Raw genomic sequence first — 13585 nt, forward strand, 5'->3', positions numbered from 1 at the left:
GCTAAGATTGGATTTTGCCCGCCGCAGGTGATTTATGTCTTCTCAACCCAACCAAAGCCTGATTGACGGTATTCGCTGCCTGCAATATTTGGTGTCTAGTGATAAAGCCGTGGGTTGTCGTGAATTGGCGCGCCAGATGGGGATGAACAGCACGCGTGTGAATCGCTTGTTGATGACCATGGCGGCCATCGGGCTGACGACGCAGGATGAGCATCGCCGTTATCTGCCGGGGCCCGGCATTCATGCGCTGGCGGCGCAGGCGATTCGTGGATCGTCGCTGTTTGCCCAAGCCTTGCCGCAACTGGAGATCCACGCGCCGCGCGATATCGTGGTGGCGCTTGGTGTGCTGTGGGAAGATCAGGTGATCTACATCTGGCACTCCGAACCTGGTGAACGCACTAACGCCAGTCAGGCGCTGGCCGGTTTCCGGATGCTGCCAGCCTGGCAATCGGTGATTGGCGTGTCGCTGCTGGCAGCGGAAAGTGATGAGGTGTTGCGTCCACGTTTTAGCGATGAACAGTGGCAGCAAATCGCGCCGCTGCTGGCGCGCAAGCGGGCCGAGGAGCATCTGGTTTGGCATCGTGATGACGGTGAAATCAGCATGGCGCGACCGATCAATAACAATCGCGCGGCGCTGGCCTTCGCCAAAATCTGGCAGCATGATCAGGCGCATATCACGCAGCGTCTGCAACAGCTGCAATCGCTGGCGCAGATTGTGCTTACGCCGCGCTAACATGATCGATCTTCCCGACAATAAACAGATAACTACAGATGCCAATAGCCGCCAGCACGGCAATAAAGGCCAATGCTGGCGCGAAGTTATCGCCATCAATTAATGCGCCAATGGCAATCGGCACCACGATAGATGACAACGCACCGGTAAAGTTAAACACGCCGCCCGCTAAGCCAATCAAATGGTGCGGTGCCAGCGCGGTGACAAATACCCAAGTGATGGTCGCCAGACCGTTGCCGAAGAACGCCAGCGACATAAATAGGATAATCAGCGTCGAATCATTGGTGTAATTGGCGCCGAGGATAAACAGCGTCAGGAACAGGCCAACAATCACCGGCAACTTGCGCGCAATGCTAGGCGAAACGCCGCGCCTAATCATGCGATCTGAGGCAAATCCCGCCAGCAGCACGCCACAAAACGCCGCAAAATAGGGCACCGAAGCGACATAGCCGCTTTTGATGAATCCCATATGGCGGTATTCAACTAAGTAGGTCGGGAACCAGGTCAGGAAGAACCAGAATGTGGCGGAGATGGTGAATTGGCCGATATAAATGCCGACCAGTTTGCGGCTGCTGAACATCTGAGCCAAATCGCGCCAGCGCGCTTTGGGTTGCTGAGCATGTTGGCGGCTTTCCAGCAATGCGCCGTTATCGCGCAAATAGCGCAGTTCAGCTTCTGACACGCCTTGGTGCTGGTTGGGTTCGCGGTACAGCGCGTACCACACCAGCGCCCAAACCATGCCGACTGCACCGGTAATCAAAAATAGCCCGCGCCAGCCAAAGGCATCCTGCACATGAAACAGCAGCGGCGTCATGCAGGCTAAACCGACAAACTGCGCGGAGGAGTAGATGCCAATCGCACTGGCGCGCTCCTGCTCCGGGAACCAGCTGGAAATCACGCGGTTATTGGATGGCATCACCGGCGCTTCAAATGCGCCGACGCCAAGCCGTAGGCCAAACAGCGCACCAAAACTGTTGGCGAGCGCATGTAGCGCAGTAATTAATGACCAGGCAAACAAGCCAACGCCGTACACTACGCGCGCACCAAGCCGATCGATGAGGAATCCGCCGGGGATCTGCAAAGCAGCATAGATCCAGCCGAAAGCCGAGAAGATCAAGCCCATTTCCATCGGCGTAAAGCGCAATTCTCCCGCCATTGATGTTGCGGCAACTGACAGATTTGTGCGATCCATGTAGTTGATAATGATGTTAATAAACACCAGGCCAAGCATGAGAAAACGCGTCCTTCCGGCGCGCACGCTGGCAACGGTTTGGCTAAGCGGCTGTTCTGTCATAATGCAACTCTCCCGAACCCAGAAGTGTTTCTTTAATAGAAACGTTTAAGTAATTTTTCAGCCAATCTGTTCAGTAAAATTTGCGATCGCGGCGAGGTTAAAACAGCAGATTGCCCGAACTTTTTGCGGAATCAAAACTCAGAGCATCACGCATGGTAATGTGTTTTGGGTTTAGCCATAGTGGCGACCTGTAAATTGAATCCCTCAAGGAGGACTTTCGTGAAACTGAAAGCACTGGCGCTGGCCGCCGCAATGAGCACGGGCGCTCTGTCTGGTTTGGTTCAGGCGGGTGAATTGCCGAATGGACCGCATGTGGTGACATCTGGGCAGGCAAGCGTAGATGCCAAGCCGGATATCGCAACGCTGGCAATTGTGGTGAGTGTTTCGTCGAAAGACGCAGCGGAAGCAAAAAAACAAGCTGACGATCGCGTGGCGCAATATTTCGATTTCCTGCAAAAAAATGGCATTGAGAAAAAAGACATTGATGCAGCCAATCTGAGCACGCAGCCGGAATACGATTACACCAAAGAGGGTAAATCGGTATTGAAAGGCTATCGCGCGCAACGTCAGGTGCAGGTGACATTACGCCAACTGGATAAATTGAATGAACTGCTGGATGGCGCGTTAAAATCGGGCCTGAATGAAATTCGTTCCGTTGAGTTGGGCGTGGCGAATCCGGACAGCTATAAAGAGCAGGCGCGCAAAGTAGCGATCGCCAATGCCACGCAGCAAGCCAATGCGCTGGCAGAAGGCTTCAATGCTAAATTGGGTTCGGTGTACAGCATTCGTTATCACGTCGCCAACTACCAGCCAATGCCGATGGCGCGCATGTATAAAGCCGCCGCGGCACCCGCGGATACCACCGCGCAGCAAACCTATGAGCAGCAGAGCATTCACTTTGACGATCAAGTGGATGTGGTGTTCGAAATCAAACCGAATACGCCATAAGGCTTTGAAGGTAACAGGTCGCCAGCGTTGGCGACCTGATTATTAGGCAGGTAAAACATCCTGACGCAGCACACGATGTCCGTGCGCAATCAATGCATCTGTCACACTGCGCATCAAACGACTTTCTGGTGCGAAACGGTGCCAGTACAGCATGCGACGCTGATAGAGTCCGGGCGTTAAATCAACCAGTTCACCTTGCGCCAGTTCACGCTCAATCTGCAAATGCGGAATCATACAGCACACCGAACCTTGCCGCGCCAACTGCACAAACGCTTCTGATGAGTTAACGATGTGGCACGGCACGCTGCCGGGCGACAGGTCAAAGTTCTGCTGCAAAAACGCCTGATGCATATCATCCAGATGGTCAAACGCCACCGCCGGCGCTTTTAGCAATGCAGAACGTGTCACGCCATTCGGGAAGTAACGTGCGGCGAAATCAGGCGAAGCGCAGAACAGATAATCTAGCGCGCCCAATTGATCGACCAAACAGCTTGGCAACGGCTGCGGCTGGATACTCACCGCACCCACCACTTCACCGCGACGCAGACGTTCCTGCGTGCGCGTTTCATCTTCAACCTGCAAATTCAGGCGCACTGGTGAATCGGCCAGCACATCCTTTAAGGCTGGCAGCAGCCAGGTTGCCAGACTGTCGGCGTTAACCGCCAACGACAGCAGCAGCGGCGTGGTGCCGCCGTTATCATCACCCAGCCACTCCTCTTCCAGCAGCTCAACCTGATGCAACAACGCCAGCAGCTTCTGTCCCTGTTCCGTCGGACGCGGCGGCACAGTACGCACCAGCAGCGGCTGACCGAATAAATTTTCCAGCTGTTTGATACGCTGAGAAACCGCAGATTGCGTAATACACAGTTTTTGCGCTGCGCGCTCAAAGCCGCGCTCGCGAATCACCGCATCCAGCGCCTGAAGCGTTCGATAATCCGGGCGTTTCATTGTTTTTCTCTCTCGTTCAGGATGGACATTACTATGCCATAAAACTGTCAAATTGTGCTGGGGCACATTTTTGCGGGCTGGCTTCCAAAGACTTCAATCAGCTGTTTAACAGCCGCGCTTTTTTGCGACGCCTTGTTTTATACTACGCGCACTTCGATGTCGCACAGGTTTTAAACATACCATGACCCAGGATGAACTGAAAAAAGCGGTAGGTTGGGCAGCGCTGAAATACGTTGAGCCCGGCACCATTGTTGGCGTTGGCACTGGTTCAACCGCCGCGCATTTCATTGATGCGCTCGGCACCATGAAAGATCAGATTGAAGGCGCGGTTTCCAGTTCGGAAGCGTCTACCGAAAAACTGAAGTCTTTAGGCATTCATGTTTTCGACCTTAACGAGATTGATGAGCTGTCGGTTTACGTGGATGGCGCAGATGAAATCAATCCGCAGATGCAAATGATCAAAGGCGGTGGCGCAGCGCTGACGCGTGAGAAAATCGTGGCTGCGGTGGCAAAGAAATTCGTCTGCATTGCCGATGTATCGAAAGAAGTCGATGTGCTGGGCAAATTCCCGCTACCGGTTGAAGTGATTCCGATGGCGCGCTCGTTTGTCGCACGCGAATTGGTGAAGCTGGGTGGCTTGCCGGAGTATCGCCAGAACGTCATTACCGATAACGGCAACATTATTCTCGACGTGCATAATCTCAGCATTGTGAATCCCTCTGAGCTGGAAAAAACCATTAACGCGCTGCCAGGTGTGGTGACGGTTGGTCTGTTTGCCGCTCGTGGCGCAGATGTGGCGCTGATTGGCACCGCTGACGGCGTGAAAACCATCGTAAAATGATCTGTCCGGCGCAGATATGGCGCCGGTTATTTCCATCTGCAAAACATCTTTTCTCGCGCAGGTGAAATTTGGTGACTTATGTCACAAAAGATTCATCAACAGCGAGTTCGTACTCTGTCCACTTAAGATGTCACGATTTTGTACGGCATTGTGCTGCCGCAACGTGGGCGCGTGCTGCCATCCAGGCAATCGTTTGTATTGCTGCGCTCGAAATTTTTGATATTTTGACAGAAGGCTACCTTATGGTAGTCCTCATTGAATTCTGAATAGGGTCGGGAAATGGCAAAGGTATCACTGGAAAAAGACAAGATTAAGTTCCTGCTGGTGGAAGGCGTTCACCAGAGTGCGCTGGAAAACCTGCGTGCAGCAGGCTACACCAACATCGAGTTTCACAAAGGGGCGCTGGATGCGGAGTCGCTGAAATCCTCCATCCGCGATGCGCACTTCATTGGTATCCGTTCCCGTACCCAACTCACTGAAGAGATCTTTGCTGCTGCTGAAAAACTGGTGGCGGTGGGTTGCTTCTGTATCGGTACCAACCAAGTTGATCTCGGCGCGGCAGCGAAACGCGGCGTACCGGTATTTAACGCACCGTTCTCGAACACCCGCTCCGTTGCTGAGTTAGTGATTGGCGAAATGCTGCTGATGCTGCGCGGCATTCCTGAAGCCAACGCCAAAGCACACCGTGGCATCTGGAACAAAGTGGCAAATGGCTCGTTCGAAGCGCGCGGCAAAAAGCTCGGCATCATAGGTTATGGTCACATCGGTATGCAATTGGGCGTGCTGGCGGAAAGCCTCGGTATGCACGTGTTTTTCTACGATATCGAAAGCAAACTGCCGTTGGGTAACGCTACTCAAGTGCGTCATCTGTCGGATCTGCTCAACATGAGCGACGTGGTCAGCCTGCACGTGCCAGAAACCGCTTCAACGCAGAATATGATCGGCGCAGAGCAGTTGGCGCTGATGAAGCCAGGTTCACTGCTGATCAACGCCGCACGTGGCACAGTGATTGATATCCCGGCGCTGTGCGATGCGTTGGCGAATAAGCATCTGTCTGGCGCGGCTATCGACGTCTTCCCGGTTGAGCCGGCCACCAACAGCGATCCATTTAATTCCCCGCTGTGCGAGTTCGACAACGTGATCCTGACACCACACATCGGTGGTTCAACGCAGGAAGCGCAGGAGAACATCGGCATTGAAGTGGCAGGTAAACTGGCGAAGTACTCTGATAACGGTTCTACCTTGTCTGCGGTTAACTTCCCGGAAGTATCACTGCCGATGCATGCCGCCAGCGCGAGCCGTTTACTGCACATTCATGAAAACCGCCCAGGCGTGCTGACAGCGATTAACCAGATCTTTGCTGAGCAAGGCATCAACATCGCCGCTCAGTACCTGCAAACAACGCCGGTGATGGGTTATGTGGTTATTGATATCGATGCGGAAGAGGATGTAGCGGATAAAGCGCTACAAGCAATGAAAGCGATTCCGGGCACCATTCGCGCCCGTCTGCTGTACTGATCACTCAGGGCGCCATTGGCGCCCTTTGTTTTCTACCATTGCCACAGTTTGGCTGGCGTCAGAATCGCGGGCAGTGGCACATCCCAAGCGGCGACCGGCAGTTCAGCGACGCGCTGGCAATCATGCGCAATCCCCATCGGTATAAAGCCATGCTGCTGCCAGTTTTGCAGCGTGCGATCATAAAATCCTCCGCCCATGCCTAAACGCTGACCATGCTGATCAAACGCGACCAGCGGCACCAGCATCACATCTAACTGATCCAGCGTGACCATTTGCGTAATGTCTAATGGTGGCTCAGGAATGCGCAGTTTATTCGTCGTGAGTGAGGTTTCTGGCGTGTAGCGGGTAAACAGTAAGTTGCCTGGCGAAAAGGGATGGAGAACGGGTAAATAAACCTGCTTTTTTTGCTGCCACAGTTTGGCTATCAGCGGGCGCGTATTGATCTCACCATCAACCGATAAGAACAACGCGATGTGCTGCGCGTTGGCGATGGTCGCGATATTGATGGCGTGTTCAGCCAACTGATCGGCGGCCAGTTCCTGTTGTTCAGACGTGAGATTGCGGCGCAAATGGCGCACATGCTGACGGATGTCTTGACGGTCGAGAAGAGAGGGTGCTGACATGATATCCCCGGCAGAGTGGGCTGTTGCCAGCCACTATAGCATTTCATGCAAACCGGGGGATTACAGATTAGAACTAAATGGAGATCTCCGAGATGCCGCCGCAGGCTGTAACCCTTGAACCCTTGGTTCAAGGTGAACATGCCGTCACAACTATTAGGCTTCTCGGACGGACCGAGCATGCGCACAAATTGTGGAGCGTCACATTCTGTTGGTATGAAATATCGGCTCAGGGGACTGGCCCGCTTGCAAACATCTCAGAGAAAATTTACTTCACCGTCACTCTAGCATGAGGACCATGAAGTGTTATTCAAAATTAGGGCCCTGGCGATCAGTTATGCGACCTTGCTCAACTAACGCTTGTTCAATGGTCTGCTGCAGCATGCGGATACGTTGTTCCATGTTTGCTGCATAGTCGCGCGTCTTACCTTTCTCTTGTGCCAGCTCGTGGCAGATGTTTAACGCGGCGATGAACACCAGTTGCTCTGTATTGGTGACTCTAGTGCGAACTTTTAAATCTTGCAACCGTTGATTGAGGTCTTCTGCGGCCAGGTTCAGCGCATCTTGCTGTTCAGGCGGGCAATTCACTCTCAAAGAACGACCAAAAATTTGAATATCTACTGGTTGTGCAGACATGCCACCATCCTAACTGATTACTTCGATCGCATCTCCCTTACCGGTCAATGGGTTGGGAGGTGCGAAACTATATATACCCGAGTTATAACTTACAACCCCTTTTCTGGAAACCCAGAGGCACCTGGTGGTAGCATAACACGAACTTATTCTGCCAACGACGACCAAAGCTTATGTCTTTACAGAACGCAACGCCGAGTTACAACGCGCTAGCCGCGGCCCTTTCACAGCAGGGCGTGGGCATGACGCCAGCCGAAATGCACGGACTTCTTTCCGGAATTCTCTGTGGCGGCAATCAGGACACCAGCTGGAAAACCATGGTGCACGACCTCACCAACGAAGGCATGGCGTTTTCGCAAAGTCTGTCGCAACCGTTGCAAGCGCTGCACGAAAGCCTGGCTAACACCCTGGAAGACGAAGGCTTTATGTTCCAGCTGATGCTGCCGGAAGATGATGACATCACGGTATTCGACCGCGCTGATGCGCTGGCCGGTTGGGTCAATCATTTCCTGCTGGGTTTGGGCGTTACGCAACCGAAACTGGAAAAGGTCACCGGTGAAACCGGTGAAGCGATTGACGATTTGCGCACTATCGCCCAACTCGGTTATGACGAAGATGAAGATCAGGAAGAGCTAGAGCAATCGCTGGAAGAGGTGATTGAGTACGTGCGCGTCGCGGCTTTGCTTTGCCACGATACCTTCACGCGTCAGCATCAGCCAACAGCACCTGAAGTGCAAAAACCCACGTTACACTAAGCGCGTTAATGCGGGACGTTGTCGCCCGTCTTCAACAGGGAGTGCAAACATGATTACTTTGGATACCTTCCAGCAGCGTCGTCAGACGTTGATTGCTCGCATGAAGCCGGGCAGTGCGGCGTTGATTTTTGCGGCACCTGAAGTGACGCGTAGCAACGACACCGAATATAACTTCCGTCAAAACAGCGATTTCTGGTACTTCACCGGTTTCAATGAACCGCAAGCGCTGCTGGTGCTGATCAAAAGTGATGACAAACACAATCACAGCGTGCTGTTCAACCGCGTACGCGATCTCACCGCTGAAATCTGGTTCGGCCGCCGTCTGGGACAAGATGCGGCACCGGCAAAACTGGGCGTTGATCGCGCGTTGCCGTGGGATGACATTGGCGAGCAGTTGCACCAATTGCTGAATGGTCTGGATGTGGTTTACCACGCTCAGGGCGAATACGCCGAGGCGGATCAGTTGGTTTTCAGCGCGCTGGAAAAACTGCGTCGCGGCTTCCGCCAAAATCTCAGCGCGCCGAACACCGTCACCGATTGGCGTCCCTGGGTGCACGATATGCGCCTGTTCAAAAGCGCCGAAGAGATTGAGATTCTGCGTCGTGCCGGAAAAATCAGCGCGCTGGCACATACGCGCGCGATGCAAGCTTGTCGTCCGGGCATGTTTGAATATCAGCTGGAAGGCGAAATTCACCACGAATTCAATCGCCACGGCGCGCGTTTTCCGTCGTATAACACCATCGTCGGTTCAGGCGAAAACGGCTGTATCCTGCATTACACCGAAAACGAAAGCGAAATGCGCGACGGCGATCTGGTGTTAATCGACGCAGGCTGTGAATTCCACGGTTACGCCGGCGATATCACTCGTACCTTCCCGGTGAACGGTAAGTTCAGTGAACCGCAGCGTGAGATTTACGACATCGTGCTGGCGTCGCTGTACAAAGCGTTGTCGATGTTCCGTCCGGGCATCAGCATTCATGACGTCAACGACGAAGTGGTGCGCATTATGATTACTGGCCTGGTCGATCTCGGCATTCTGGATGGCAATATCGACACGCTGTTTGAAGAGCAGGCGCATCGCCCGTTCTTCATGCACGGATTAAGCCACTGGCTGGGACTGGATGTGCACGATGTCGGCCATTACGGCACGCCAAGCCGCGATCGCATCCTGGAACCGGGCATGGTGTTAACCATCGAACCGGGCTTGTACATCGCGCCAGACGCCAAATTGCCGGCACAATATCGCGGCATTGGCATCCGCATTGAAGATGACATCGTTATCACCGAAGAGGGTAACGAAAACCTCACCGACAGCGTGGTAAAAGATGCTGATGCAATCGAAGCCTTGATGGCGGCGGCACGCCACGCATGAGTATTTTGATTGCTGGCGGCGGCATGACCGGAGCGACATTAGCACTGGCGATTTCGCATCTGACGCAAGGCCAATTGCCGGTCACGTTAATCGAACGCAGCCAACCCGACAGCCGCGCGCATCCGGGCTATGACGGACGCGCCATTGCGCTGGCTGCGGGTACTTGCCAGCAGCTGGCGGATATCGATCTGTGGCGCTCGCTGGCGGATTGCGGCACGCCGATCACCGATATTCACGTTTCCGATCGCGGGCATACCGGTTTTGTCTCACTTAAGGCTGAAGATCACCAATTGCCTGCGTTGGGCCAGGTGGTCGAGCTTTTCGATGTCGGCCAACGCCTGTTCCAGCGCCTGAAAACGGCGCCTGGCGTCACGCTGCGCTGTCCGGATCACGTAACCAACGTGACGCGAAGCGCAGACAATATGCAAATCACGCTGAACAGCGGCGAGCAACTCGATGGCGCATTGCTGGTGGCTGCTGATGGTTCACGTTCGCCGCTCGCTGCCTCTTGCGGCATCACCTGGCAGCGTGACGATTATCAGCAGTTGGCGGTGATCGCCAATGTCACGATGCAACTGCCGCATCAAGGCCGTGCGTTTGAACGCTTCACTGAACACGGCCCGCTGGCGTTGTTGCCGATGTCGGGCAATCGGATGTCGTTGGTGTGGTGCCATCCGATTGACGCGCAATCCGCGATTCAACAGTGGGATGATGCGACCTTCCTGCAACACCTTCAGCGTGCCTTTGGCTGGCGCTTGGGGCGATTCACGCATACCGGTCAACGCGAACTCTATCCGCTGGCGCTGCAAACCGCCGAACGTCAGGTGACGCATCGTCTGGCGTTGGTCGGCAATGCGGCACAAACGCTGCATCCGATTGCCGGGCAAGGCTTCAATCTTGGCCTGCGTGATGTGATGTCGCTGGCGGAAACGCTGGCAAGCGCGCATCGTCAGCAGCAGGATCCCGGCAGTTATGCGGTACTGCAGCACTTTGCCGCGCGGCGTCAGCCCGATCGCGCCGCGACAATTGGCGTCACCGACGGTTTAGTGCGCATGTTTGCCAATCGATATGCGCCGTTAGTAGCAGGACGAAATCTTGGGCTGGTGGCAATGGACCATCTGCCATGGCTGCGAAACCCACTTGCCGCGCGCACGCTCGGCTGGGTCAAGCGTTAAGCATGAATTAAGGGGCAGCAATGCAAACTTTTGATGTGGCAATCGCCGGTGGCGGTATGGTGGGTTTGGCCGTCGCATGCGGATTACAAGGCAGCGGCTTGCGCGTTGCCGTGCTGGAAAAAGCACCTGAGCCACAATTTGATCTGGCGGCGAGCGCTTCGATTCGCGTCTCCGCCATCAACGCTGCCAGCGAACGTCTGCTGCAAAAGCTCGATGTGTGGTCGAGCATTCTGGCTCTGCGCGCCAGCGCCTATCACGGCATGGAAGTGTGGGATCAGGACAGCTTCGGCTCGATCAGTTTTGATGACGAGCAACAAGGCTTATCGCACCTCGGCCATATCATTGAAAATGAAGTGATTCACAGCGCATTGTGGCAGCGTGCCAGTCAATGCAGCGATATCAGCTTGTTCGCCCCTGCGCAGTTGCAGCATGTGGCGTTTGGCGATAACGAAGCCTTTGTCACGCTGCAAGATGGCAGCATGATGAGCGCACGTTTGCTGATTGCAGCAGACGGTGCCAATTCGTGGCTGCGCGACAAAGCCGATATCCCGCTGACCTTCTGGGATTATGAACATCACGCTTTGGTTGCCAACATTCGCACCGATATGCCGCACGATGCCATCGCGCGGCAGATTTTCCACGGCGACGGTATTCTGGCGTTCCTGCCAATGCAGGATCCGCATCTTTGTTCAATTGTCTGGTCGCTGTCACCGCAGGAAGCAACGCGCATGCAATCCATGCCGGAAGCGTTGTTTAATCAGCAATTATCGGTGGCGTTTGATATGCGACTTGGCTTGTGTCAGGTGGAAAGCGAGCGCAAAACCTTCCCGCTGATGGCGCGCTATGCACGTAACTTTGCCGCGCATCGCTTAGCGTTAGTCGGCGATGCCGCGCATACCATTCATCCGCTGGCCGGGCAGGGCGTAAATTTGGGCTTTATGGATGCGGCTGAATTGATTGGTGAAATTCGCCGTTTGCATCAGGAAGGCAAAGACATTGGTCAGCACCTCTATTTACGTCGTTATGAGCGCAGCCGCAAACACAGCGCAGCGATGATGCTGGCAGGCATGCAGGGTTTCCGTGAATTGTTTGCCGGTACGCATCCAGCGAAAAAACTGTTGCGAGATGTGGGCTTAAAGCTGGCAGACACCTTGCCAGGCGTTAAACCGCTAATGCTGAAACAAGCGATGGGACTCAACGATCTCCCCAGTTGGATACGTTAATCTCTTCTACCAACGGCGCCTAATCAGGCGCCGTTTTTGTTTGGTGCACCGTTGTGATGCAACGATGCACCCAAATCGCGCCTCATTTGATTTATTCTAATTTTACCCATCAATTCGCATTAGTTAATCTCATGTTAATGCTCCGCCCAGACCGAACCATTTCATAAAGTTGTGGCGTGGATTCCCTCAATTTGCTGCATCAAAGTAATTTAGTCGTATTTTGTGCGAGGTTAATCACAATAATGCAGTGAATTGTGCTGGGTGATGTTCGATGGCATCTGGAAAGGTGGTAGTGTTTCGCCCTCGTTTTCCTCATGGTTAATTGCCGCATTAGGTGATAACTTCAGCATAAAGAGAACGTTTGCGTCAGCCTGAGAAGGCGGCGCAGGCGCGTCACACTCACTTGTTTTCACAGGATGGTTATGACTCAGCAAACGCCTCTATTCGAACAGCATCAAGCCTGCGGTGCGCGCATGGTGGACTTCCATGGTTGGATGATGCCGCTGCATTACGGCTCGCAAATGGATGAGCATCACGCGGTGCGTAACGATGCCGGCATGTTTGATGTTTCCCACATGACCATTGTTGATTTGCGCGGTGCACGCACCCGCGAATTTCTGCGTTATCTGTTAGCGAACGATGTCGCCAAATTAACCCAGCCAGGCAAAGCGCTGTACACCGGCATGCTGAATGCTTCTGCTGGCGTCATTGATGATTTGATTGTTTACTTTATGAGCGAAGACTTCTTCCGTCTGGTGGTGAACTCTGCCACACGAGAGAAAGATTTGGCGTGGATTAAACAGCATGCTCAGCCGTTCGGCGTGGAATTGACCGAACGTGACGATCTGGCATTGATCGCGGTGCAAGGTCCGAATGCGCAGCAAAAAGCCCAGACGTTGTTCAGCGATGCGCAACGTGCCGCTGTTGCGGGCATGAAACCGTTCTTTGGCGTGCAAGCAGAAAATCTGTTCATCGCCACCACCGGTTACACCGGCGAAGCCGGTTATGAGATTGCCATGCCGGCAACGGAAGCCGCTGCTTTCTGGCAGCAATTGCTGGCTGCTGGCGTCATACCCGCTGGTCTCGGCGCACGCGATACCTTACGTCTCGAAGCGGGCATGAATTTGTACGGTCAGGAGATGGATGAAGGCGTTTCGCCGCTGGCGGCCAACATGGGCTGGACCATCACCTGGGAACCGAACGATCGCGATTTCATTGGTCGTGATGCTTTGCAATCGCAGCGTGAGCACGGCACCGAAAAACTGGTTGGGCTGATCATGACCGAAAAAGGCGTGCTGCGTAACGGTTTACCGGTACGTTTCACCGATGAACAAGGTCAGCCACAGCAAGGTATTATTACCAGCGGTTCCTTCTCACCAACGCTGGGTTGCAGCATCGCATTGGCGCGCGTGCCGGCAGGTATTGGCGAGCAGGCCATTGTCGAAATCCGTAACCGGGAAATGCCGGTGAAAGTGACCAAACCTATTTTTGTTCGAGCCGGTAAACCGGTCGCCCAGTAATTTTT

At 54.1% G+C, this 13585-nt stretch carries 13 protein-coding genes and 1 other RNA gene; 9 read left to right on the top strand and 5 right to left on the bottom strand.

The window, feature by feature from the left end; translation table 11 throughout:
• Positions 1 to 34 precede the first annotated feature (34 nt).
• Entirely contained in the window at positions 35 to 733 is a 699-nt protein-coding gene (locus ACPUC7_RS06715) for an IclR family transcriptional regulator (RefSeq protein ID WP_494922258.1), read from the top strand.
• Here ACPUC7_RS06715 and ACPUC7_RS06720 read toward each other — a convergent pair.
• Positions 720 to 2027, bottom strand: a complete 1308-nt coding sequence (locus tag ACPUC7_RS06720; RefSeq protein ID WP_494922259.1) for an MFS transporter — start codon at positions 2025 to 2027, stop codon at positions 720 to 722. The two genes, ACPUC7_RS06715 and ACPUC7_RS06720, sit on opposite strands and share 14 nt — an antisense overlap.
• Before the next feature lie 219 nt (positions 2028 to 2246).
• Here ACPUC7_RS06720 and ACPUC7_RS06725 point away from each other — a divergent pair, with 219 nt between their 5' ends.
• On the top strand, positions 2247 to 2975 hold the full coding sequence (locus ACPUC7_RS06725) for an oxidative stress defense protein (protein ID WP_343554627.1): 729 nt from the start codon (positions 2247 to 2249) through the stop codon (positions 2973 to 2975).
• A 42-nt stretch (positions 2976 to 3017) separates the two neighbouring features.
• On the opposite strand, the gene ACPUC7_RS06730 is transcribed toward ACPUC7_RS06725, so the two are convergent.
• A complete protein-coding gene (locus tag ACPUC7_RS06730) occupies positions 3018 to 3923 on the bottom strand; it encodes a LysR family transcriptional regulator ArgP (protein ID WP_007890292.1) in 906 nt (301 codons plus the stop codon).
• 181 nt (positions 3924 to 4104) lie between these two features.
• Between ACPUC7_RS06730 and rpiA the strand changes: the two genes are divergently transcribed.
• Both rpiA and serA read left to right on the top strand, forming a co-directional pair.
• Positions 4105 to 4764: a ribose-5-phosphate isomerase RpiA gene (gene rpiA, locus ACPUC7_RS06735; protein ID WP_494922260.1), complete on the top strand. Its 660-nt coding sequence runs from the start codon at positions 4105 to 4107 to the stop codon at positions 4762 to 4764.
• A 279-nt stretch (positions 4765 to 5043) separates the two neighbouring features.
• Positions 5044 to 6282, top strand: a complete 1239-nt coding sequence (gene serA / locus ACPUC7_RS06740) for a phosphoglycerate dehydrogenase (RefSeq protein WP_343554625.1) — start codon at positions 5044 to 5046, stop codon at positions 6280 to 6282.
• 32 nt (positions 6283 to 6314) lie between these two features.
• On the opposite strand, the gene ACPUC7_RS06745 is transcribed toward serA, so the two are convergent.
• From ACPUC7_RS06745 to zapA, 3 genes are all read right to left on the bottom strand, one after another.
• Positions 6315 to 6905, bottom strand: a complete 591-nt coding sequence (locus ACPUC7_RS06745; protein WP_494922261.1) for a 5-formyltetrahydrofolate cyclo-ligase — start codon at positions 6903 to 6905, stop codon at positions 6315 to 6317.
• An 80-nt stretch (positions 6906 to 6985) separates the two neighbouring features.
• Positions 6986 to 7169, bottom strand: a non-coding RNA gene (ssrS, locus tag ACPUC7_RS06750) — 6S RNA.
• A 39-nt stretch (positions 7170 to 7208) separates the two neighbouring features.
• Complete coding sequence (gene zapA / locus ACPUC7_RS06755; protein WP_007890288.1) at positions 7209 to 7538, bottom strand: cell division protein ZapA; 330 nt, start codon at positions 7536 to 7538, stop codon at positions 7209 to 7211.
• Between the two features lie 170 nt (positions 7539 to 7708).
• Between zapA and ACPUC7_RS06760 the strand changes: the two genes are divergently transcribed.
• From ACPUC7_RS06760 to gcvT, 5 genes are all read left to right on the top strand, one after another.
• Positions 7709 to 8290, top strand: a complete 582-nt coding sequence (locus ACPUC7_RS06760; protein WP_343552427.1) for a YecA/YgfB family protein — start codon at positions 7709 to 7711, stop codon at positions 8288 to 8290.
• Between the two features lie 49 nt (positions 8291 to 8339).
• A complete protein-coding gene (gene pepP / locus ACPUC7_RS06765; protein WP_494922262.1) occupies positions 8340 to 9662 on the top strand; it encodes a Xaa-Pro aminopeptidase in 1323 nt (440 codons plus the stop codon).
• Positions 9659 to 10837, top strand: a complete 1179-nt coding sequence (gene ubiH / locus ACPUC7_RS06770) for a 2-octaprenyl-6-methoxyphenyl hydroxylase (RefSeq protein ID WP_494922263.1) — start codon at positions 9659 to 9661, stop codon at positions 10835 to 10837. Before pepP ends, ubiH begins: the two co-directional genes overlap by 4 nt.
• 20 nt (positions 10838 to 10857) lie before the next feature.
• On the top strand, positions 10858 to 12060 hold the full coding sequence (gene ubiI, locus ACPUC7_RS06775) for an FAD-dependent 2-octaprenylphenol hydroxylase (RefSeq protein ID WP_494922264.1): 1203 nt from the start codon (positions 10858 to 10860) through the stop codon (positions 12058 to 12060).
• A 422-nt stretch (positions 12061 to 12482) separates the two neighbouring features.
• The gene (gcvT, locus tag ACPUC7_RS06780; protein ID WP_494922265.1) at positions 12483 to 13580 is read left to right on the top strand and encodes a glycine cleavage system aminomethyltransferase GcvT; all 1098 of its coding nucleotides are present in this window, start codon (positions 12483 to 12485) and stop codon (positions 13578 to 13580) included.
• Positions 13581 to 13585 lie beyond the last annotated feature (5 nt).

It is taken from the genome of Pantoea sp. CFCC18179 (assembly GCF_059412405.1).